This window comes from Akkermansia sp. NBRC 115031 (genome assembly GCF_030268505.1).
GTDB classification, from domain to species: domain Bacteria; phylum Verrucomicrobiota; class Verrucomicrobiia; order Verrucomicrobiales; family Akkermansiaceae; genus Akkermansia; species Akkermansia massiliensis.
The window spans coordinates 120,578-144,192 of sequence record NZ_BSQU01000005.1; the positions used below are offsets into that span (position 1 = coordinate 120,578).

A 23,615-nucleotide genomic window follows, 5' to 3' on the forward strand; every position below is an offset into this window, starting at 1 on the left:
TCTATTATTTAGTAAAATGCTTGAAAAAATCTACAGCGGCGGAGTTCATGAGCACAAAATCCGGATAATGGACGGAGGTGAATCTCCGGTGTCCTCCGCTTTCATTGACGGCGTCAACCGTCAGGACCACACCCTCCGTCATCTCAATAGGACTTTCCTGCTCTCCTTCCGGAACCTTGGAAATGAACTGCTCCACTCTAGCCCACACCTGTTGGACCTGCCAGGGCGCGCCCATGGAGACAAGGGCTTCTACCACAGCTTCCAGGGCCGGAGCATGAAAAGGAGGAATGTCGTTCTCCGTGTAAATGCGGGACTCTATAAAACCTCCGGAAGAGGGAAAAACGGCAGTCATGTTCAATTTGTCCCATTCTCCCAACAATGGGAATTGTATTTGTATTTGTGCTTTCATCATGATTTAACTTCCATCATTTCACACCATTCCGCCACTACGGATTTTTCCCCGTAAAGGCCTGTGTAAGTTTTTAACGGCTCCACTCCGACCTCCAGCGCTTCTCTATCACATAATAGCCTTATATTTTGCATATTGACACAATTGTGATAGGATGAGGTGAGCCATGTGTTCTCACAAATGCGGTAGGCCTCCAGCCGGCCTGCCGTCTTTTCGTTGGTTCCCACAACCCATATACCCCCATTACCGTCATTTCCCCATCCTATCGCAATCCCCCGCAACCGGAAATTGTCAGGCAGCAGCGCCGTCTTGCTCAACAGCTCTACCTGTTTGGTGTTGTGATTAAATCTGCAAAGCCTCCCGCGCGCGGGAATTTTGTTGTCCTGGTCCGCGAGCTGGTCTCCAAAATAAACATCCCACCACATGGATACACCTTCCGTAGGGCTGGAAAACGGATAATCGTCAGGTCCGGACCACTCCTCATTAAGCGTGACATTCAACAATCCGCCAGCGACAACCTGGAACATGCGCTGATATCCCAAACCGGTAGTCAGTGGTAAAAAAACTCCGGTCACAGCGGTATAAGACCCCCCACGATCGCTTTCCTGCCCAAAAGGCGCGCATCGGAAATTAAAATCCACCCAGCCATTTTCCGTTGCCGGTTTAGGCCAATAGGTAGCCAGCCAGGAAAACGGCGAGAGCAATTTACCAAACGGAGGCGTGGAAAAATTGAAATAATTCCGAGCGGCTCCATTGGAAATCTCGTTAAGTACCCTGACCTCATGTTTTCGCGCCGCGTCCGTTTCCGTGACAGGATCAACGGGAATATTGATGCCGCCGTTGGCGTTGTAGGTCCCTGCCGTCGTCAGGCTTCCGGCAAGCGTCATATTGCCGCTCTCATCCAAGTGGGGAGCGGTATTCCATCGGTTGCGCTCCTCTTCCGTGATATGGACTGACGCGTCCGCTTTGTGGGCATCGAATGTTTCCGTGCTTACTTTGGAATTAACTTCAGATGCTTCAGCCTTGGAGTTCCAGGCCGTTCGTTCATCCTCTGTGATGTGAACGGAATTATTTTTTTCATGCTCATAAAAATCATTATGGGCCGTCAGTAAAATTCCGTTGATGGAGGTAATTTTATCCATGATTTTTGTTTATTATTGGTTGTAGTGAGGTAGTTGAACAACTTTGGCGCCTCCTTATCCATGATGAATTCCGGCTCATCCGGCATGGAAGGCTTGCACCTTCCATGCGGGCTGGCTTCTTCAACGGTCAGGGCAACTCTGGACGGGGTTCATGAGAACCTCCCCTTCCTTCGGTTGCGGATGGGCTGAAATTTGATCCAGCGGCGCCCTGGCTTGAAGTGCCTTACATTCCCCGGATAAAATGGAAACGGTTGAAACCCACTTCGGAAAAAATCTACGGCTGTCCCGGAGAAAGGTCATCCCGCATGGAACGTTAAGACTGCATGAATGCTGCTGTACCCCGGTTTACCGGGCCTGATTCCTCCGGGTTCTCTTTTTTAATGCTTCTCCCTTTCAACGCAATTTGCCTGGAGCATCATTTGGACGTCTGCCGTTATGGATAAAAAAGCTGCCGCACCTTTCGGTGCGGCAGCCCCTGTTTAATGATGTATTGAATCGGTTCCTGAATGGGAATGAATCAGGCGCCGAAATCCAGCGCCTTGGGTTCGCGGGCCCAGACGCGGTGTTGTTTCATGGCCGTGATGAAAGGTTTCATCAGGGCCTTGGTGTCTTTCGGCGTGAGCAGCCCGGCGTCGTCCATATCCCGGGGCAGGTCCGTTGCTTCCAGCATTTCACTGGCGTCGCCGGGCAGGCCGATGGCCTTCAGGTGCCGGTATGCCTGGCGCAGGTGGTACTTGGCGTCTCCGTTCATCAGGAGCGTTTTAATGCTCTGCTCTCCTTCCGGCACGATGACGGCGTCAAACACGACGGAGGGGTTGCCGGACAGGGTGCCGTCCACAAGCAGGTCTTTCCCTTCCTCTGTATTCACGCTTCCCATGTGCGGGGCAAGAATTTGGGGGTGCACGCCTTCCTTGTGCAGGGCGCTGCAGATTTCCTCCACGGATTTCAGGCTGACGCCGTCCGCCGCCAGCAGGGAGACGCGCATGCCCTTGAGGTTGCCGTCCGGGTTGGCGTACAGGCTCAGCGCCGGGTCTTTTTCCAGGCCGCAGACCGGTTTGGGCAGTTCCCGGCTAAGCTGTTCCTCCGTGAGTTCAATGCCCAGGTTTTTAGCTACTCCGGCTGCCAGGTTTGGGTCAATGCGCGTCAGCAGGTCCACCACCCGTTCCCGGATGTACGGGCGCGTCACCTTGCCTACTTCAAAGCTGAAGGCGTCAATGATGTGTCTTTGCTCCACGGGAGTCTGGCTCATCCAGAACAGGCGGGGCTGGGCATAGTATTCCGCGAAGGAGGGGCTCCTGAGGCGTTCCTTGACGCCGCTCACCGGCTGGGGGGCGGTGGAGAAACCGCCTTCTTCCGGGGGCGTTTCACGCGGCCAGTTGTCCCCGATGGAGTTGGGATCGTAGTTGGCCGGAGCGGTGTCTATCTGCATGCGGTGGAAGCCGTCCCTCTGGTTATTGTGGAAGGGGCAGACGGGCCGGTTGATGGGGATTTCCGTAAAGTTGGCTCCGCCCAGGCGGTGCCGCTGGGTGTCGCTGTAGGAGAAGATGCGGCCCTGAAGCAGCGGGTCGTCGGAAAAATCGATGCCCGGCACGATGTTGGCGGGGCAGAAGGCGACCTGTTCCGTTTCCGCAAAGAAGTTGTCCGGGTTGCGGTCCAGCACCATCTTGCCGACGATTTCCACGGGAACCAGCGCTTCCGGAATGAGCTTGGTGGCGTCCAGAATATCGAAGTCGAATTTGTCTGCGTCCTCTTCCGGAATGAGCTGCAAACCGAGTTCGAATTCCGGATAATCCCCGGCTTCAATAGATTGCCAGAGATCCTTGCGGTGGAAGTCCGGATCGCGTCCTGTCAACGCCTGGGACTCATCCCAGATCAGGGATTTTTTACCATACGCCGGTTTCCAGTGGAAGCGGACGAAGGTGCTTTTCCCTTCTTCATTGACCAGCTTGTACGTGTGAATGCCGAAGCCTTCAATGGTCCGGTAACTCCGGGGAATGCCGCGGTCGGACATGAGCCACATGACGTTGTGCAGGGTTTCAGGCTGGAGGGAAACATAATCCCAGAAGGAGTCGTGGGCCGTCTGCCCCTGAGGCATTTCATTGTGGGGCTCCGGCTTGACGGCATGGACGAAATCCGGGAATTTGATGGCGTCCTGAATGAAAAAGACGGGCGTGTCGTTGCCCACCAGGTCATAGTTGCCTTCCTTGGTATAGAACTTGGTGGCGAAGCCGCGGATGTCCCTCACCGTATCCGGAGATCCTCGGAAGCCCTGCACGTTGGAAAAACGCACAAAGACCGGGGTCTTTTCTCCCGGATCCTGCAGAAAGCCCGCCTTGGTGTACTTGGAAAGGGACTTGTATACCTGAAAATAGCCATGTGCCCCGGAACCTCTTGCGTGAACCACGCGTTCCGGTATCCGCTCCTGGTCAAAATGAGCCATTTTTTCCAGAAAGTGGAAGTCTTCAAGCAGAGAGGGGCCTCTGCTTCCGGCTTTAAGTGTATTTTGGTCATTGGCTATTTTAACTCCCAGGTTGCTTGTGAGCGGCTGGTCCATGCCGTTGGAGCGCATGGTGTCCAGATCCTTGATTTTTTCCGTGGTATTGTCCGGCATTTTCATGGAGCCGGGAGCGGAGGGTTCCGCATTGGGCGGCGTAGGCTTCGGAGTGGGCTTGATCAGCTCCGGATCAATCGTATCCGTGTAATGGGGTTCCGCTTCCTTTCCGTCGGTGAAAGGAGCGAGGCTGTCTTCCATGGGCGGCGTCTTTTTTTTCATTTGCTTGTTCATGATGGGACCGAATTTCTTCTATACGGGTAAGGGTTCGACTTCTCTTTTTCCGGTGATGTTCTGTCATGTTTTGTCAGCAGCCTCCGTTCAGGGATGATGGAGATTCGTTGAAAAGAACTCGACTTGAAACGTTTATATGATAGAGAATGGCATCTATGGAAAAGGCTTGTTTGATTGGCATGGCTTTTCTGCCTGTGGTCCATGCTTCATTCGCAGCAGGGCAGCAGGCGGAAGACCGCGGGGATGTAGCCGTGGACACGCGGACGGCGTTCGGGAAGCCTCCGCGTTCCCTGCATCTGGAACCGGTGGAGAGCCTCTCAGTGCCGAAAAATCCGGATATTCCCTACGGCATGATTAGCCGCGTGCATCTCTATGCCGACCGCTCCCATGGCTCGGGTGAAGATTCCATTTATCTGGTGGCGGAAATGAATTTCTGCGGGGAAGACGGGGACCAGCCCCATATTGTGGGAATCTTTGCCGGTTCTCCCGCAGGGGAACCGTGCATGAGGCTGGCGGACCTGGACAGGGACGGCATTCCTGAACTGGTTCTGGTTCATGAAGCGGGAGCAGGAGCTTCATATATGCGCATTTTTCGCATTTCCCAAGAACCGAATGTCTCCGACGATAAGAGCTGCATCTCCGCCTCTGCCATGCTGAAGCAGGTGGGCTGCTGCCGCACGGGAATGGGAACCGTCAGGCTGGAGGATGACGGAACGGTGGTGGTAAAGACTTATCCGGAAGGAGGAAAGATTCCGGCATCCGTGAAAAAATACCGTCTGGAACAGGGGGCGGACGGAATGAAGGAGGTGGAATAAACAGGAGCGGAGCAGGGGAAGCCGGAATAGGAGGGAGCAGCGCAGCGGCGTTTCCGGCGCAGCGGGACGGGGGTACGCTGCGTACATGAAATGGGACGGAACTTCCACAAATTTTCATAGACGCGGGGAATAAATAGGTTATGATTTTTATGTCAATCGGGTATTGGAAAAAAGGCTCATGCCGTTATGGCGCGGAGCGGCTTTTCCGGTATGGAACCATTTTCCTATTGAATTAAAGTGATGACGGTGCAAGAAATAGCTGAACAGAGTTTGAAGAGCCTTCTGGCCTCCCTGGGTTTTTCCGCGGATATTGAAGTAACGGAGGCGGACGGCATCGTGTGCCTGAATATTTCCTCCCCGGATTCCCAGTACATCATCGGGGGAGACGGGGACAGGCTGGACGACCTCCAGTACCTGGTCAACCGCATGATCCAGCGCAAGATGGAGGATGCACCCCGCGTGAAGGTGGATTGCGACCACTACCGGGAACGCAACGAGGCCCGCCTGCTGGAAAAGGCCCGTTCCCTGGCCGAACGCGTGCAGGAGAGCGGCAAGCCGATGAAGATGCAGCCGCTGAACGCCTACCACCGCCGCCTGGTGCACAATGCCCTTCAATCCATGGAAGGCATTGCGACGGAATCCGAGGAAGGCGACGGCCGTTACAAGCGCATTACCATCCGGCGCGCCTGAAGCCGGCAGTTTTCATGAAGGTTGCAGCGGTTATTGCGTCTGTTTGCCTGGCGCTGGTGACGGCGGTTCCGGGCCGTGCGGAAGCGGAGGATTCCCCCGCTTCCTGCGCCGCGGCTCCTTCTCCGCCGCCTCCCGTGCTGGTGGTGTACGGTTCCGCGGAACCCGGCGCGGCGGAAGCCCGCTGGCTGAAGGCGCTCCGTCCAGGAACGGAAGAACGCCGTGCGCTGGATGAACATGTCCGTGACGTGCAGTTTGTCACAGTGCCCAAACGTCCCTCCGTGAAAGATTGGGAAGAAGGCGGGAGCCTGTTCCGTGCTGCGGAGCATGGCGTGCGCGTGCTGCCTGCGGTGGTTTTGCTTGATTCCAGGGGACGTGTATTTGACTTGGTGGAAGGGGGAGCGCAGGCCGCATCCCTGCGGGAAAAGGCGGCCCTGCTGGCGGATAAGGCCCGGCGCGTGCGCCCGGTGACTTTGGTGAATGACGTTCCGAAGGGTGGAGACCCTGCGGAGGAGGCCGCCGCCATTTGCCGGGCGTTGGAACCGGTGCCGGCGGAAGCCTGGTTCCGGGATTATCCGGGAACGATGAAACGCCTGGAAAAACTGAATTGCACGGTTCCGGCCTTTCTGAACGCCCGCGCGGCAGCCCGCCGCCTGGAGAAAAACCGGGAAACGGCGGCGCTCCTCTGCGAATCCTTCCAGGCCTGTGATGCCCCTTCCATCCGGAAATGCCTGGAAGCGTGGCGGAAAAGGGCGGATGATCCCTCCCTTCCCGTGGAAGAACGCCAGTTGATCCTGCTCTCCATGGTGCATCCCCTCTGGGTCCGGCTGGAAGAAGCGCTGTACCGGGACGCCCACACGGCGGAGAGTGAGGAGGCTTTCAACCGGGCGGTTGCCGTTCTGGAGGAAGTGCGGGACATGGACCGCGCCAGCGTTTGCGGCAGGCGCGCGCACCAGCTCCGGGAAGAGCTGAGGAGGGCTCGCCTGGCTGCCGCGCGGTATGATTGATGCGGTTTTCCGGAGCTTCCGGAAACGGACAGGAAGGCTTCCCGGTTGCCGTCACGGAATCAAGGGACGCGTTTTTTCTTCGTGATTCCCTTCTCCACAGGAAGGGCCCGGCAAATTGGCTTGATTTTGCCCCTGTCCGGGGCTAGTCTTCGGACCGTTATGACAGATTCATCCATCCCGGACATGATGGCGGCGGCGCGCCGTGACAAATGGACTGACCAGCAACTGGCCGCCAAGGCTGTGGAACTGGCGGAATCCATTCTGAAACAGTCGAATGCCGGGATGCGCAGGAAGGAGAAAAAGCAGGCGGAGCAGATGGAGCGCATGATGAACGACCCTGCGGGCAAGGCCTTTACGCTGGCGCTGGCGGACCGCGTGTTCCGCCCTTCCTCGCCGGCGCGGGGCGCGGAGCTGTTCCGCTACCTGCTGGACGGCTACGGTATTCCCCGTTATTTGTCTGCCGCGGACCGGTTCGCCATGAAGCTGGGGGACAAATTCTCCGTACAATTTCCCGGCGTAGTGATGCCCATGATTACCAGCCAGTTGCGGAAGGAGAGCTCCAACGTGATTCTTCCGGCGGAGGATGGAAAACTGCGCTCCCACCTGCGCCGCAGGCGCAAGGCCGGCATCCGGATGAACATCAACCAGCTGGGAGAGGCCATTCTGGGTGAAAGCGAGGCCCACCACCGCCTCCAGCAGGTCGTGGACCGCCTGGCGGACAAGGACTGCGACTATATTTCCGTCAAGATTTCAGCCATTTTCAGCCAGATTCATCTGGTGGCCTTTGAAGAAACCGTGCAGCTGATTCAGGAGCGCCTGCGCATCCTGTACCGGGCGGCCATCACGAATGCGGTGACACTGCCGGACGGCTCCAAAAGACCCAAATTCGTGAATCTGGACATGGAGGAATACCGTGACCTCCACCTGACGGCGGAAGCGTTCAAGCGCACGCTGATGGAGGATGAATTCATGCAGATGGAAGCCGGGATTGTGCTCCAGGCTTATTTGCCGGACTCCTGGGAGGAACAAATGAAGCTGTGCGCCTGGGCGAAGGAGCGGGTGGAGAAGGGCGGCGCGCGCATCAAGATACGCCTGGTGAAAGGCGCCAACCTGGCGATGGAGAAAGTGGAGGCCTCCATGCATGACTGGGCGCAGGCCCCATACGGCACGAAGGCCCAGGTGGACGCCAACTACAAGAGAATGCTCCATTACGGCTGCATGCCGGAGAACGCCAGATATGTGCAGTTCGGCGTTGCCTCCCACAACCTGTTTGACTTGTGTTATGCCATGCTGCTGCGTGAGCGGGAAGGCGTCCGGGACCATGTGGAATTTGAAATGCTGGAGGGGATGGCGAACCATCAGGCGCGCGTCATCCGCCAGGCGGCGGACGGCCTGCTGCTGTATGCCCCTGTGGTGCTGAAGGAAGACTTCCACAGCGCGATTGCCTACCTGGTGCGGCGGCTGGATGAAAACACCAGTGAGGAAAACTTCCTGCATGACCTCTTCGGCATGACGCCGGGCTCCCGGAGCTGGGAGGCGCAGAAAAAGCGGTTCTTAAAAGCCTGCCAGGAGAAAGACGACGTGAAATACGGCCCCAACCGTACGCAGAACCGCGCTACGGACCCCGTGCAACCCACGCATTACCGGGACGCCTTTGCCAATGAGCGTGATACGGACTGGTCCCTGCGGCAGAATGCGGAATGGATCAACGGCCTGATTGCCGCGGAAAAGGAAAAATCCGGCGAGGAAATTCCCCTGGTCATCAACGGTGAGGAAATCACGACCAACCTGTGGGGCGTGGGGCGCGACCCGTCCCGCCACAATGAAGTCTCCTACAAATTCGCGTATGCGGACTTTGACCAGATTGAACACGCGCTGGACACGGCGGACAAGGCCCGCGCCTCCTGGGCGTCCAAGAGCGTTGGCGAACGCGCTGAAATCCTGCACCAGGCGGCGCAGGAGCTGTCCAGAATCCGGGGGGAGGCCATTGCAGCCATGGTGAGGGACGCCGGAAAGGTGCCCACGGAGGCGGACGTGGAAGTGAGTGAGGCCATAGACTTCTGCCGCTATTATGCGGAAGGGCTGGACCGCGACGGCATGAACGACGGCGTGGAAATGACCCCGCTGGGTACCGTTTGCGTGATGTCTCCCTGGAACTTCCCATTCGCCATTCCCACGGGCGGGGTGGCCGCCGCGCTGATGGCGGGGAACACGGTGGTGTTCAAGCCGTCCGAGCTGGCCGTTTATACGGCCTGGCAGATCGTCCAGGCGTTCTGGCGCGCCGGGGTACCTAAGAGCGTGCTTCAATTCGTGCCGATGCCGCGCAATGAAATTTCCCACAAATTCCTGATGGACCCGCGCCTGAACGGCATCATCATGACGGGTTCCTACCGCACCGGGAAAATGCTGCGTGAACTGCGGCCGGACCTGCATGTGCTGGCTGAAACCAGCGGGAAGGACGCCATGGTCATCACCGCCACGGCGGACCCGGACCAGGCCGTGAAAGATTTGGTAAAAAGCGCCTTCGGCCATTCCGGGCAGAAATGCTCCGCCGCCAGCGTGGCTATTGTGGAGGCCTCCGTCTATGACAACCCGGCCTTCTTGCGCCAGTTGAAGGATGCCGCAGCCAGCCTGAAGGTGGGGGGCTCCTGGGAGGTCAGCTCCGTGGTGACGCCGCTCATCAAGGAACCGGAAGGCGACCTGCTCCGGGCGCTCACGCAACTGGAACCCGGGGAGGAATGGCTGCTCAAGCCGGAACCCTCGGAAGACAACCCGTGCCTCTGGTCGCCCGGCATCCGGTTGGGCGTGAAGCCTGGAAGCTGGTTCCATCAGACGGAATGCTTCGGCCCGGTGCTGGGCATCATCCGTGCGGAAAACCTGGAGGAAGCCATTGACATCCAGAACGACTCCGAATTCGGCCTCACCGGGGGACTTCAGTCCCTGGATGAACGGGAAATCGCCCTGTGGAAAAGCAAGGTGCAGGTGGGCAATGCGTACATCAACCGCGTCATCACCGGCGCCATCGTGCGCCGCCAGCCGTTCGGCGGGTGGAACCACTCCTCCATGGGGCCCGGCTCCAAGGCCGGCGGCCCCAACTACCTCACCATGCTGGGAAGCTGGGAGGAAAAGGCGCTCCCGCAGAAACTGCGCACGCCGGGGGAACGCATCACCGGGCTGGTGGAAAAGCTGTGCTCCGAACTGCCGGACTGCGCCAAGCGCATCCGTTCCGCGGCCGGTTCCCAGGCCAAGTGGTGGATGGAGGAATTCGGCGTGGAGCATGACCCTTCCCATATCTACGGGGAAAACAACACATTCCGTTACGTACCCGTGAAGGGGATACTGGCCCGTGTGGAAAACATGTCTGACGCTGACGCCGCCATCCTGCTGCTGGGCGCGAAACTGTGCGGAGCAGCCCTGCACCTGAGCGTGGAGGAAGGCCATCCCTGGATTCAGAAAATGAACGGTTACTATGCGTCCCTGACGGTGGAGACGGAAGCCGAACTCATCGACCGGATGCCGGAGGCAGCCCAGGGCGTGAAATTCCTGCGTGGAACGGGCATCTCCGAGGCTCTGGCGAATGCCGCACGCGCCCGGGATGTGGAAGTGCTGGATCGGCCCGTGCTTGCCAACGGACGCCTGGAACTGCTGGGCTATTTTCGGGAACAAGCCGTTTCCGAAACCGTTCACCGCTACGGCAACATCATCCCGCCTCCGGGCAGTTTCAAGACGGCCGGGGCGTGAGGGGAGCCTTGAACCCTGGCTCCCAGGCGGCGTGATTATGAGTATAAAGACAGCGCAGGAAAATGCCCCCGCAGTCCAAACGGAAAACGCCCTCCTGGGAATGAAGGCCGGGCGGCCTTCATTGGATGAACTGCCGCCGAAGCCCTGCGGAGGGATTTTTCTTGCAAGGGCGGGAAAACCGGGCTTACCCGGTTGGGTAAAAGATAAACTCTGCCGGATACAAGAAATTCCCTCCGGCAAACGGTGAAAAGTTAAAGTAGCACGGAAGAGGGCCTGCGGCGTTTATTGCGCCCTTCGGGCGGCAAAAAAGTTGAAATCCACAGGAAACGCGGCCTCTTCTGACTGGCTTGCCGCTGTTTTTAGCTTCTTCCCGGGCTTTCTTCCGCTCTCGTAGGCCTGTTCCTGGGCGCTTTTGTTTCTTTTCCCCATTTTGTGATAGAACGTTTCCGGGAAACGGGTATATTTCCTGGAACGTCCGCGACGATGCGGCAATTTTCCCTACCACACATCCATGAGCACCAACCAACCACTGACCTCCCACGGCACCCACATCGCCTGGGTTGACTTCCTGCGCATCCTGGCCTGTTTTCTCGTTGTAGTGGCCCATTGCTGCGATCCGTTCGTAGGCAGTTTTGACGGCACCTTCAACTTTAAATCCGCCGTCTTCTGGGGCAGTCTGGTGCGGCCGTGCGTGCCGCTGTTCGCCATGATCTCCGGCGTGCTGCTCTTTCCCGTCACCATGGAAATGGGCGCTTTTTACTCCAAGCGCCTCAAAAGGGTGCTGATTCCGCTCGTCGTCTGGTCCCTGGTGCTTCCCTTGCTCTACTTCGGCTACTTTGCCGCGGGCGTGCATACGGCCAGCCCCAACATCGTGATGGACAACTACACCTGGAGCGCCACCGTCGGCAAGCTTTACACCTTTCTCTTCAACTTCAACTATGACACCACGCCCCTGTGGTACGTATACATGCTGGTGGGTCTCTACCTCTTCATGCCCATCATGAGCGCGTGGCTGACGCAGGCCAAAAGGAAGGATGTGAAAATCTTCCTGGGCATCTGGATATTCAGCATGATTCTCCCCTACCTCCAGATGCTTGCCCCGGCGCTGGGCTATGAAGGCAATTACGGCAACATGGGCATTCTGGGCGTTTGCGACTGGAACCCGTACGGCATGTTCTATAACTTTGCCGGCTTCCTGGGGTACATGGTGCTGGCCCATTACCTGGCCAAATACCCGCTGGCCTGGAGCTGGAAAAAGATGCTCGCCATCACTGTTCCCCTCTTCCTGGTCGGCTTTGCCGTCACGTTCTTCGGCTTCCTGGAAACGCAGAAGCACTTCCCCGGCCAATATTCCAAGCTTGAGGTACTCTGGTACTTCTCCGGCATCAACGTCTTCCTGATGACCTTTGCCATCTTTGCCATCGTCAGCAGGCTCAGGATCAAGCCCGGCCCGGTGCTGGGCAAGGTGGCGGCGCTCACCTTCGGCGTGTACCTGTGCCACTTCTTCTTTGTCCAGTGTTCCTATGACTTCGTGAACTTCATTGGAATGGGGGGGCTCCCCGCCGCCGTGAAAATACCGTTGCTGGCCTGCCTGGCCTCCGCCGTCTCCCTGGCGCTGGTATGGCTGTTGAGCCTGAACAGGTGGACGCGCAAAAGCATTATGTAAACCGCGGATATTTTCCGCAGGGCGCTTCAGGACCACGGCAGTCCCGGGGCGCCTTTTCTTTTGTGGAAAAGAGAATAAGGCGGTTTCCGGGGAGGGGCCTGCAAAATTCTGGACGGGAAAGAGGGAACAGGCTAGGATATTCCTGCATCGTGCACAGGCCCTGGTTGCCGGAGATGTGGGCTTTTTAACGCATGAAAAGCGCGTCTCCCGGTCTCCCTTCCGCCAACCCCAAGCTCACAGAAAATTCCCGGGACACCGGCGATTTACGTAATCCGTTGGGGTTCTAATCTTGACAACTATCATCTCTTTTTTACGGCCTGGAATACGTGTGCCTCCATGGGAGGTTGGCGCAAAACACCCGTTGCGCTGTTGATACTCAAGCCATAGGCGTCCAGGCCGTCGCACTCTCACGAGTGCGTGGATTGAAACTCCACGGCGCGCATGCCGTATATGCGGGAACCGCGTCGCACTCTCACGAGTGCGTGGATTGAAACCACAAAAATTCCTCCCTCTACTACAAAATCCGCGGTCGCACTCTCACGAGTGCGTGGATTGAAACCGGAAGTAACGGCTTCTGCGCAGGAAGTTCCGGGTCGCACTCTCACGAGTGCGTGGATTGAAACTGGCTCATGACGCAACTGACAGCAAGACGAAGCCGTCGCACTCTCACGAGTGCGTGGATTGAAACTCCGTCGTCTCCTACTTCAACCCGGGCGAAATCGGTCGCACTCTCACGAGTGCGTGGATTGAAACTTGCCGTCAGAATAGAGAATATCGAGCGGAAGCTGTCGCACTCTCACGAGTGCGTGGATTGAAACATGATGAACTGTCTTCTATCCGCGTTAATGGCTCGTCGCACTCTCACGAGTGCGTGGATTGAAACTTCAAGCTGCTGCCCGGACAATCCGGCCAGCAATGTCGCACTCTCACGAGTGCGTGGATTGAAACCGATTGACTCCGGAAGAAATGAATCATCCGGACGTCGCACTCTCACGAGTGCGTGGATTGAAACACCAGGATGCGGACAGCTACGCCCACACGGACCGGTCGCACTCTCACGAGTGCGTGGATTGAAACATTGTTGCCATGAAGCAGGGGTGCCGATTGAAGGAGTCGCACTCTCACGAGTGCGTGGATTGAAACTGTTGTCTAGTGGTTGTAGGGGTGTACTTAGCTACGTCGCACTCTCACGAGTGCGTGGATTGAAACCGTCCAACTTTCTTTCCCCTTTTCATGAGCGTAAGTCGCACTCTCACGAGTGCGTGGATTGAAACTTTATTATGAAGATATTCTTCCACAGAAGGTATAAGTCGCACTCTCACGAGTGCGTGGATTGAAACTTTATTATGAAGATATTCTTCCACAGAAGGTATAGTCGCACTCTCACGAGTGCGTGGATTGAAACGGAAAAATGCTTTTTAGTGTTGACAATAGATAGCGTCGCACTCTCACGAGTGCGTGGATTGAAACTTTATCCAGTCCGACATCCTGATACACTTTCATGTCGCACTCTCACGAGTGCGTGGATTGAAACATCTTGGCAAGCACCTAATAACCTCTAACAAAATGTCGCACTCTCACGAGTGCGTGGATTGAAACTTCCTTCTTCTTTTTCCTTTGCATTGTAGTAAGTCGTCGCACTCTCACGAGTGCGTGGATTGAAACTTTTGTGTCATACGTCATGTTCAATCCAAACATGTCGCACTCTCACGAGTGCGTGGATTGAAACCTTAGCCAGTTCATCGAGGATAATCACTTCATCAGTCGCACTCTCACGAGTGCGTGGATTGAAACAGAATAAAGTGGAATCCTATCATCATATCCCTCTGTCGCACTCTCACGAGTGCGTGGATTGAAACTCCTGCACTGGCACAAAGTTTTTATAACTTGTGGTCGCACTCTCACGAGTGCGTGGATTGAAACCGTTATACCGTGTCTTCCCGGCTCAACCTTTTACCGTCGCACTCTCACGAGTGCGTGGATTGAAACAAGGTCTTCTCTCCCGGGTTGGAAAATGTTGACTGTCGCACTCTCACGAGTGCGTGGATTGAAACTAAAAGCCTTTAACCCGTTGTCACTTAGGTTATTGTCGCACTCTCACGAGTGCGTGGATTGAAACTGGATTGCTTCCTTTACTTCCCTTAGCGTATCGACGGTCGCACTCTCACGAGTGCGTGGATTGAAACGTAAATCAGGATATGCAGTTTACTTATTCCCTCAGTCGCACTCTCACGAGTGCGTGGATTGAAACTTCCATTTCAGCGGGGGAAATGTCGATAATTGGAAGTCGCACTCTCACGAGTGCGTGGATTGAAACTCGTGCGGCCAAAACGTCCGGGGAGTATTGGCGAGTCGCACTCTCACGAGTGCGTGGATTGAAACCGTGGCTTGGACCCGGATGTCAAATTCGCCTTTGGTCGCACTCTCACGAGTGCGTGGATTGAAACTTTCGGCGTGGGCATCTTCAGTCCGGGAATAAGGGTCGCACTCTCACGAGTGCGTGGATTGAAACCGGTCATGTGGTATATCGGGCGCAGAATTCAAATGTCGCACTCTCACGAGTGCGTGGATTGAAACTGGGCCTTGGCCCTGGCTCTGCACTCCCTGACTTGTCGCACTCTCACGAGTGCGTGGATTGAAACAGGGAAAGCCAGAATTCCAGGTCATCCTTGCGGCGTCGCACTCTCACGAGTGCGTGGATTGAAACAGGCCATACGAACGAAACATGTCCCTGATACTCCGTCGCACTCTCACGAGTGCGTGGATTGAAACTTCAGAAAATAATGGAAGAAGATGATAGTTTAATGTCGCACTCTCACGAGTGCGTGGATTGAAACACCTGCTCCGGAATCTCCCGGCCGCGCTCTTCATGTCGCACTCTCACGAGTGCGTGGATTGAAACCGGTAGATGAATTCGGAAGCGTAAAAGACTGCGCGTCGCACTCTCACGAGTGCGTGGATTGAAACGTGTTCCTTATTTCCGGCTGCGCCCTGCTGGAAAGTCGCACTCTCACGAGTGCGTGGATTGAAACCCATCCCGGCCTGTATCTCCAGCACTCCGGTAAAAGTCGCACTCTCACGAGTGCGTGGATTGAAACTGAAAGTGGAACGGAGTTTTTACGGAACACAACGGTCGCACTCTCACGAGTGCGTTAATTGAAAGTCCACATGTCTGCGCGGGGCGCAAGCCTCTCATGCACTGCTTCTTGAAAGAGGATCAGATCAAAGCTTTATTTTCCGCAACCGTATCGTTTAGTGTTTGGTCTGTTCCCCTGTTATTTTAAGAAAGGACGGTAAGAATCCATAGTGGAACGGGATGACGTCTCCCTTCCGTTTACCTCTCAGATTGGCATGGTTTGCAGCCTTTTAATGTCCGTCCGCGGCGGGTTGCCGAACATGCGCTTGTATTCCCGGTTGAATTGGGTAGGGCTTTCGTACCCAACGCGGAAGGAGGCGTTTCCTGCGTCCATGTTTTCCACAAGCATCAGGCGGCGGGCCTCATTGAGGCGGATGCGTTTCTGGAATTGAAGCGGGCTGATGGCCGTGAGGGTACGGAAGTGCTGGTGGAAGCTGGACGGGCTCATGCCGGCGCGGCTTGCCAGTTCCCCGATGCTCAACGGCTGGTCGAAGTGCTTTTTTATCCAGTCAATGGCTTTTGCTATCTGGCTGCTATGGCTTTCAGCCACGACGATCTGCCTCAGGCGCCCTCCCTGTTCGTCCATCAGGAGACGGTAATAGATTTCCTGCCGCACCAGGGGAAGGAAGACGGGGATGTCCGCGGGAGTTTCCAGCAGTTCCATCAGGCGTTCCACTGCATTGAGCAGGGCGGGAGTCATTTTGCTGACGCCGATGCCCCGGTCTGTGGGGCATTCCGGACGCGTGGCCACGCTGTCGTGAAGCATCAGTTGGGAGATTTCCTGTAAATCCAGTTCCAGCGTCAATCCCAGGTAAGGTTTTTCCGGGCTGGCCTCCATGATTTTAGAGACAAGGGGAAGCTCCACGGAGGAAACAACAAAACTTTGCGCATCATATAGGTAGGCTTCGTCCCCCAGCAGGATCTGCTTGGTTCCTTGTGCGATCAGGCAAAGATGGGGGGAAAACATATAGCTGTGCGGTTCCGTGGGGGATTCCCAGCGGTGGAGCTCCAGCCCGGGAATGGCCGTGCTCACCTGGTGTTTCCCATCCGTCCAGCCTGCAATCATTCCGGCAAGGCGCAGCGGTTTCCGTTGACGGCCAGCAGGAGTTGGCAGGGAGGCGGACGTTTCCCCCTGTTCCTTTTCTTTTTCCTTCATGAAGGCTTCATGTTATTCAAGGCAGGGTGCGGGAGCAACTTCATTTTGTTTCATTTTGCAGGATCAGGCAATAATGCAGGAGGACCGGGCTACCTGTTTTTTCCTCTGCCTGTTAATATTGGCAGGGTCCGGTGGGAACGCCGGAACAATAAAACAGGAAAGAACAACCAATGAATACGAAATTTATCATCACACGTAACGCCGGAATTCTGGCGGCAACCGCGCTGGGCGCTTTTGCCGTGTCCGGCAGCATGGCTTCTCCGGCGGACAAGCCCTCGGACGCAGACAATTTTTATAAGAGCGACCGGGTCTCCCTGCAGGAGGTTAAGTTCAATAACCAGTATCGCATGAAGGTGGCCGGGAACCTGTTCCTGCCCAAGGACATGGATAAGGAGGCCAGGTGCCCCGCCATTATCGTGGGCCATCCCATGGGAGCGGTGAAGGAGCAGAGCGCGAACCTGTACGCCGCGAAGATGGCGGAACGGGGATTTGTGACGCTGGCCCTGGATTTACCGTTCTGGGGCGGGAGCGACGGAGAACCCAGGAATTCCGTTTCTCCGGATATGTATGCGGAGGCGTTCAGCGCGGCCGCGGATTATTTGGGCACGCGGCCTTTTGTGGACCGGAACCGCATCGGCGTGATCGGGATATGCGGCAGCGGCAGTTTTGCCATCAGCGCCGCCAAGATTGATCCCCGCCTGAAGGCCATTGCGACCGTCAGCATGTACGACATGGGGGCTGCCAGCCGGAACGGTCTCCGGAAGTCGCAGACACCCGGTCAGAGAAAGAAGATTCTGGCGGAAGCGGCGGAGCAGCGGTATGTGGAGTTTTCCGGCGGATCCGTCAAGTATACCGGCGGGACCGTGCATGAACTTCGCGAAGATTCCAGTCCCATTGAGCGGGAGTTTTTTGAGTTCTACCGCACTCCCCGCGGCGAGTTTACTCCGGAGGGACAGTCGCCGGAGCTTACCACGCATCCGACGCTTGCCAGCAACGTGAAGTTCATGAATTTCTATCCGTTTTCCGATATTGAGACGATTTCTCCCCGCGCCCTGCTTTTCATCACCGGGGAGGAAGCTCATTCCAGGGAGTTCAGCGAAGACGCCTACAAGCGCGCCGCCGAGCCGAAGGAGCTTTACCGGGTGCCCAGGGCCGGGCATGTGGACCTGTACGACCGGGTGAATATGATCCCTTTTGACAAATTGACGGATTTTTTCAGTAAAAACCTGAAGTGAGGCCTGGTGCTGCCCGGGAGTATCACATGGAAGCTTTTTCCCGGTAATGTTCCCGGAGCACACGATTAGAGAACGGAAGGGAAGGTCTTATTGGGACCGTGTGAACGGGAGAGCCTCTTTTATTGTATCATTGGCAGAAGGCCATGGCGTACAAGAAGAGTAAGTGGATGGATTTTATTCAGGGTTCTCCGCTTTCCCGTTGCCGGGGCGCCCGGTAGTTCCCTGGGCGCGGAATGGTCCATGGATATTGTCACTTGAAGAATTGAAAAGAAAAACAGATGGATATATTGGAAAGAATGCGCCGGGGAGAGTTGATACGGTTGGACGATCCCGAGTACCCGGTCATAGAAGAGTTGATCACGAGGGCCTTCCGCATCACCGGAGAGTTGAATGCAGGCTACCATGATGCCGCAGAGACGCGGGCTGTCATGAGCGAATTGACGGGGGAGTTGATCGATGAAACGACTTGGATCGTGCCGCCTTTTTATACCGATTTCGGCCGTTTTACACGGTTCGGCAGGAACGCGTTCGTGAATTGCGGCTGCACGTTCATGGACCGTGGCGGAATCACGATTGGTGCCGGCGTGCTGATCGGTCCGGGAGTGAAGCTGATTACGGAGAATCACGCGGAGGAACCGGAATTGCGCCGTCATGTTTATGGGCGCCCCATCGTGGTAGGACGGAAGGCGTGGATAGGGGCCGGGGCTACCGTTTTGCCCGGCGTGACGGTGGGGGAAAATGCCATCGTGGCCGCCGGGGCCGTCGTCACCGGGGATGTTCCGGCCAACGCGATTGTAGGCGGCGTTCCGGCCCGGGTTATCAGGAATATCAGGCAATGACGATTCAGGGCGAGCAACGGAAAGGAGCCGCAGATCCCGGGGAATAACGGCGTTGAAATGCCCGTGGAGGGATTAAGGCGTTGACGGATGCCGGCGCCGTGATAAGAAATGGCGTGGACTCCGGTTGATTGATTTTACCTTTGCAAGGCTGAACGGAGAGGGGGCGGCTGCGGTTGTCCGCAGAGGCGGATTTTCCCGGAAGGTACTGTCGCCACACGGAAGGAGGACGGTTATGGGCCGGGCTATCGGCACCGGCAATTTTCAGCCTGAATGGTTCGGAGTACCTCTCCCGCCGTGCGGCTGCCGTTCCTGTGAAGAGCCGGGAGAAGTTCTTTTCCGGAAGGAGCGGAGGGATAAAGTTCACGGGAAAGAGGGGAAGTGCCGGAGGGGCGGCCTCCTGCCGAAGAGGGACGGAGAAGATTTTTTCAGGCAGGAGGCGGGGTGCCCCCGCAGCACGTATGACAGGACGGTTGCGCGGGTTTTTTGATGACGGCATGCCCGGATGGTATGGGAGGTTGTTTTAAAATGCGTTTACCAGTAGCATGTTGAGTAATGTTTAAATGAAGGATGTTTTGCGCCGCGCCGGGAGAAGGGGAGAAGAAGTTGGGTGAGGCGGCCATGGGAAACGTCCTGATTCTTGAGCTTTTTTTCTCGCATGCTGTCAAAGGTTTATACAGCATGGAATTGTACGATCAGGTAGAAAGAATAGTTGATGATGGAACATTCAGTAATTTTTCCGGACCATCGGAAGGTTTGCGCCCTGGGGCAGGGAACCTGGAAGATGGGAAAATCCGCGTTGAGGGAAGCCGAAGAAGTAGAGGCGCTGCGTGCGGGCATTGAGCTTGGCATGAGCGTGGTTGACACGGCGGAGATGTATGGCAACGAGGAGTTGGTGGGAACGGCAATCCGCGGATTGCGCGACCGTGTTTTCCTGGTTACCAAGGTCCTGCCCGGCAACGCCAGCAGGACCGGAACCAAGGCCGCCTGCGAACGGAGCCTGAACAAGCTGCGGACGGATTACGTGGATTTGTTCCTGCTTCACTGGAGCGGTCCCCATCCCATTGAAGATACGGTTGCCTCCATGATTGAGCTGCAGCAGGAGGGTAAGATAAAGGCCTGGGGCGTCAGCAATATGGATGTTCCGGAAATGGAGCGTTTTTATGCCGTCCCGGGGGGAGTCTCCTGCGCCGCCAACCAGATTCTTTATAATCTGGCCCATCGCGGCGTGGAGTACGACCTGCTGCCGTGGTGCCGGGAGCGCCACATTCCCGTGATGGCCTATTCGCCTGCGGATGAAGGGCGGCTGTCCCGCAATCCGGTTCTGATGGAGATTGCGCAGAAGCATGAGGCCACCCCGGTGCAGATCGCGCTGGCCTGGATTCTGCGCCGCCCCGGAATGATTGCTATCCCCAAGGCCGGTTCCGTCATGCATGTTCAGGAGAATTACTGGAGCTTGTCCATTAAGCTGACTGCGGAGGATGTGGATTTGCTGGACGAGGCTTTTCCGCCTCCGGGCAGGAAGGTGCATCTGGATTCCTGGTGAGCCATGGTGCGGGCCGGCCCGCGGGCGAAACGGGGCGCACGGATTTTTCCCGCATCATTAGGAGCGCCGCAAGCCCTTGCGTCAACTGGGGCGGAAGGGCGCCAGCGAACGGTTTTTAATACACGCGTGCCCTGTGGACATGATGGGGCATTGGCTTTTTTTGTTCATGGAGACCGGGGCATCGCCTGTGCGTCTCCGGAAGGGGCCCTTCCGGAGATTTTTTCTACTTGAAATGGAAAAAGGAAGCAGGGAAAGGCGGCAAATCTCCGTGCCACATAGTGGAAAAGGGAGGAAAACACTCATGAACGGTGCATCAGAGATGCTGCCATTTTCTGGTTCCAGCCTCTTCCGGTTGCGCAGAGGATTTTAACGCAGCCGTAAAAAAGGCCGCCCTTCCGGAAATACGGTGTTCCGGGAGGGGCGGCCCATGGTGAGGGCGGGATAAAAAGCGTTACAGCGGCTGCGCGTCCGTCCTGGGTATCCAGACGGGCGTGTTCTGGAAGGTGCTGGCGTAGTACCAGGAGCCGCGTTCCGCGCGCAGGATGAGCGGGGTGGATTCCGGCAGGGTGATGACCGCCGGGCTGTTCATGTCCGCCGCGTGCCTGCCGGGCGTTTTCTGGGTGACGACCAGCAGCCGGTCCGCCGGGATGGATTCCGGGGTTTCCGGGTACATGATGTAGTTCATGATGGCCGCCACGGTGACCAGTCCGCTGAGGGTGGCCAGGATGGTCAGCAGCGCCCCGTGCCTGCGGGTGACGGTCAGGAGTGCCAGGAAGGTGAGCATGACGGCGCCGGACAGGATGGAGATGGGGCCGAGCGCATCATGGCTGATGTAAGTGAGCCACTGGTTTTCCATGGTGTTGGCGGGGAGGATGGCCCCCTCCTTGCGTTCGATGAATTGCAGGTTGTATCTGGCTTCCGTGAAGTACGGGGAGAGTTCCAGCGCGCGGCGGTAGTTGAGGGCGGCCAGACCGGGCTTGTTCATGCGGTAGTAGGAGTTGCCGATGCCGAAGCTGGCATAGGCGCGTTCCGACTTGGAGAGGTCCGTATCGTTGCTTTCCCTGCTGAAGTAGTCAATGGCCTTGGCGTATTCTCCCTGTTCATAGGCCTGCACGCCCAGGTTGTCCGTTTCCGCGGCGTTTCCGGCTGCTCCGGCCACGGACAGGGCCAGGACGGCGGCCATGATGAGCACGGGAAGCTTGGCGATGGCTTTTTTAATGGCCTGGAGCATGTGCTGGCGTTCCGCGTGCGGCAGTTCGTCTGAAGAGCCGGAGGGCTTGAACGCCCTGTCATCCCGGAGCTGAAGGATGGTTTTCATTTCTTCATTCTGCTTGGAAGGAGGAATGTAGGATTCAATGAAGTTGCCGGCGGCTCGCAGGAATTCCGTGGGGCTGGCCTGGCGCGGCGTGGAGGAGAGCCTCCGGAAGGAACGCATGCGTTCCCGGGCCGTGAAGCTTTCCTTCTGGACTCTCCGGATGTAGCGGATCAGGGCCATGCCCAGCAGGACGACGGCGGGGATGTAGGCCAGGAAGTACCATCCCCAGTGGGCCGGAGCGGTGAGGGCGTTCATGACGGCGGCGGGCATGATCCCGTAAATGTCCGTCATTTCCGCTACCGGAATGGTGCCTGCCGGGGGCGGCGTGGCGGGAGCGGCTCCGCCGGCCGCCGTTCCGGTGATGGCGGAGGCCTTCCATTCCAGGGGAATGGGGGAGGTGGTTACGGTTTTGTACTGTTGCGTGCTGGGGTCAAAGAAGGTGAGTTCAAAGGGCGGGATGGCGTCCGTCTGGGCAATCGGGCGCATCATTTGCTGGAATTCCACGGTTCCCTGGATGGAGCGCGTGTTCTGGCCCGGGTCCAGCTTGTTGGGCGGGTAAAGCTTCCAGTTGGAAGCGTCCGTGAGGGCCGGGCAGGCAATGCTGTGGATGTTGCCCGTGCCTGTCACCTTGATTTTAACGGTGATGGGTTCATTGGCGCTGAGGTCCCGGGCATCCGTGCTGGCGGAGATGCGGAAGTCCCCCACGGCGTTGGTGAAAGAGGCGGGCGCTCCCTCCGGGAGTTCCTGGGCCGTGATTTTCACTTCCGGAATGGACATTTCCACCAGCACCTCCGAGCGGATGAAGTTGGCGATGAGGGGGTCCGCTTCCGGCAGGGCGGCGCGTGCCGTGACAGTGCCCGCCGCCGTGACTTCCCCGGCGCGCAGCGGGAACAGAGTGCTCTGGAAGGTCATGACGTTCCAGTTGACGCCTTTATAGAGCACGGAGCCGCGGGGCTGGCCGCGGAGCAACTCCACCAGCGTGGGTTCAAAGCGCCATGTAGCCAGGTTGGAGGTGGTGATGGTGGGCGCCGTGTATTCCAGAATGTATTCCGGAGCATAAATTTTCAGTTCGCAGCGGTCCGGCTGGTGGACATAGGGCTTCTGGTTGTCCACATGCCACAGCATGCCATACGGAACCGTAGTTCCGTTCAGGTTCAGCGTGTTCCACTTGATGGCGCTGTACGGGTAGACGGTCAGCGTCTGGGGAAGCGTGGTATAGGAGCGGCCGTTGTTGGCTTGCAGGGTCAGGGACGGGATTTCCACGGTGCCCACTTCGTCCGGAGTTACTTCAATGGCCATCAGGAAGGCGGACTGGTTGGGGGACCCCGGCCAGCGGATATAGTTGCCCTGGCTGACCCAGCGCAGGCTGGCGCCCTTCACCCTGGGAAGCGGGTCCTGGCGGGCGATGCTGCCGTCCGTCAGGATGATGAACAGGCGGGTTTGTTCTCCCGGCACAACGGCGTCGGACAGCCAGGTGGTGACCACCTGCTGAGCCATGAGCGTGACGGTCATGCAGAAGAAGAGCGAAAGAATGGCGAGCAGTTTTTTCATCATGTTGCGGGATATGTTTGAAGGGTTGGCATCGTGGATGCGGGCGGAACGGGTTAATAATCCTTGTCCGGAGGAATTTCCGGCGAACGCTGGGGAACGGGGCAGCCGGGTTCAATGTCCCTGCGTTCCATCAGGATGGCTCTTGCCTCCCGGCGTTCCTTTTCCTCCTTGCTTTCCTTTTGCGTGGCTACCGGTACGGGCTTGTCCCCTTCCGGCTGCGGTTTTTCCATGCCGGGCGTTTCAGGCAGCTTGTCTTTTTCCGGGGAGGAGGGGAGCTGGGCGTTTTTCATTTCATTTTCGTCCCTCTTGTTTTCCTTGCCCGCGGCGTTATCCTTGTCTTGGTCCTTGTTCTGGTCCTTGTCTTGGTCCTTGTCTTGGTCCTTGTCTTGGTCCTTGTCTTGGTCCTTGTCTTGGTCCTTGTCTTGGTCCTTGTCTTGGTCCTTGTCTTGGTCCTTGTTCTGGTCCTTGTTCTGGTCCTTGTTCTGGTCCTTGTTCTGGTCCTTGTTCTGGTCCTTGTTCTGGTCCTTGTTCTGGTCCTTGTTCTGGTCCTTGTTCTGGTCCTTGTTCTGGTCCTTGTTCTGGTCCTTT

14 protein-coding genes and 1 CRISPR repeat array are annotated in these 23,615 nt (G+C 57.1%); of the genes, 8 read left to right on the top strand and 6 right to left on the bottom strand.

The window, feature by feature from the left end; translation table 11 throughout:
- Positions 1-4: 4 nt before the first annotated feature.
- The 3 genes from QSJ36_RS08130 to katE all read right to left on the bottom strand — a co-directional run bounded on the left by QSJ36_RS08130 (position 5) and on the right by katE (position 4,324).
- A complete protein-coding gene (locus QSJ36_RS08130; RefSeq protein ID WP_285468110.1) occupies positions 5-352 on the bottom strand; it encodes a hypothetical protein in 348 nt (115 codons plus the stop codon).
- Positions 353-408: 56 nt separating this feature from the next.
- A complete protein-coding gene (locus QSJ36_RS08135) occupies positions 409-1,551 on the bottom strand; it encodes a hypothetical protein (protein ID WP_102722441.1) in 1,143 nt (380 codons plus the stop codon).
- 517 nt (positions 1,552-2,068) lie between these two features.
- Positions 2,069-4,324 carry a catalase HPII gene (gene katE, locus QSJ36_RS08140; RefSeq protein ID WP_345783932.1) on the bottom strand — a complete coding sequence of 752 codons (2,256 nt, stop codon included), beginning with the start codon at positions 4,322-4,324 and terminating at the stop codon, positions 2,069-2,071.
- Between the two features lie 191 nt (positions 4,325-4,515).
- Between katE and QSJ36_RS08145 the strand changes: the two genes are divergently transcribed.
- The 5 genes from QSJ36_RS08145 to QSJ36_RS08165 all read left to right on the top strand — a co-directional run bounded on the left by QSJ36_RS08145 (position 4,516) and on the right by QSJ36_RS08165 (position 12,252).
- A complete protein-coding gene (locus tag QSJ36_RS08145) occupies positions 4,516-5,151 on the top strand; it encodes a hypothetical protein (RefSeq protein WP_250714985.1) in 636 nt (211 codons plus the stop codon).
- Between the two features lie 240 nt (positions 5,152-5,391).
- Positions 5,392-5,841 carry a R3H domain-containing nucleic acid-binding protein gene (locus QSJ36_RS08150; RefSeq protein ID WP_022395960.1) on the top strand — a complete coding sequence of 150 codons (450 nt, stop codon included), beginning with the start codon at positions 5,392-5,394 and terminating at the stop codon, positions 5,839-5,841.
- A gap of 14 nt (positions 5,842-5,855) precedes the next feature.
- Positions 5,856-6,845: a hypothetical protein gene (locus QSJ36_RS08155; RefSeq protein ID WP_285468117.1), complete on the top strand. Its 990-nt coding sequence runs from the start codon at positions 5,856-5,858 to the stop codon at positions 6,843-6,845.
- 159 nt (positions 6,846-7,004) lie between these two features.
- Complete coding sequence (locus QSJ36_RS08160) at positions 7,005-10,586, top strand: bifunctional proline dehydrogenase/L-glutamate gamma-semialdehyde dehydrogenase (RefSeq protein ID WP_022395958.1); 3,582 nt, start codon at positions 7,005-7,007, stop codon at positions 10,584-10,586.
- 511 nt (positions 10,587-11,097) lie between these two features.
- On the top strand, positions 11,098-12,252 hold the full coding sequence (locus QSJ36_RS08165; protein ID WP_102722438.1) for an acyltransferase: 1,155 nt from the start codon (positions 11,098-11,100) through the stop codon (positions 12,250-12,252).
- Between the two features lie 398 nt (positions 12,253-12,650).
- Positions 12,651-15,415: direct repeats of the CRISPR family, unit length 31 nt; unit sequence GTCGCACTCTCACGAGTGCGTGGATTGAAAC.
- A gap of 178 nt (positions 15,416-15,593) precedes the next feature.
- Here the strand turns inward: QSJ36_RS08165 and QSJ36_RS08170 are convergent.
- A complete protein-coding gene (locus QSJ36_RS08170) occupies positions 15,594-16,544 on the bottom strand; it encodes an AraC family transcriptional regulator (protein ID WP_285468118.1) in 951 nt (316 codons plus the stop codon).
- A 170-nt stretch (positions 16,545-16,714) separates the two neighbouring features.
- Here QSJ36_RS08170 and QSJ36_RS08175 point away from each other — a divergent pair, with 170 nt between their 5' ends.
- The 3 genes from QSJ36_RS08175 (at position 16,715) to QSJ36_RS08185 (ending at position 20,161) form a co-directional block, all read left to right on the top strand.
- Positions 16,715-17,779: an alpha/beta hydrolase gene (locus QSJ36_RS08175; RefSeq protein ID WP_285468119.1), complete on the top strand. Its 1,065-nt coding sequence runs from the start codon at positions 16,715-16,717 to the stop codon at positions 17,777-17,779.
- A 278-nt stretch (positions 17,780-18,057) separates the two neighbouring features.
- Entirely contained in the window at positions 18,058-18,618 is a 561-nt protein-coding gene (locus QSJ36_RS08180) for a sugar O-acetyltransferase (protein WP_285468120.1), read from the top strand.
- A gap of 715 nt (positions 18,619-19,333) precedes the next feature.
- Positions 19,334-20,161, top strand: a complete 828-nt coding sequence (locus QSJ36_RS08185) for an aldo/keto reductase (protein ID WP_345783933.1) — start codon at positions 19,334-19,336, stop codon at positions 20,159-20,161.
- Between the two features lie 451 nt (positions 20,162-20,612).
- Here QSJ36_RS08185 and QSJ36_RS08190 read toward each other — a convergent pair whose 3' ends face one another.
- Both QSJ36_RS08190 and QSJ36_RS08195 read right to left on the bottom strand, forming a co-directional pair.
- A complete protein-coding gene (locus QSJ36_RS08190) occupies positions 20,613-23,030 on the bottom strand; it encodes a tetratricopeptide repeat protein (RefSeq protein ID WP_285468122.1) in 2,418 nt (805 codons plus the stop codon).
- A 50-nt stretch (positions 23,031-23,080) separates the two neighbouring features.
- Positions 23,081-23,615, bottom strand: a 535-nt coding sequence (locus QSJ36_RS08195) for a hypothetical protein (RefSeq protein WP_285468123.1), incomplete at its 5' end; no start/stop codon positions are given.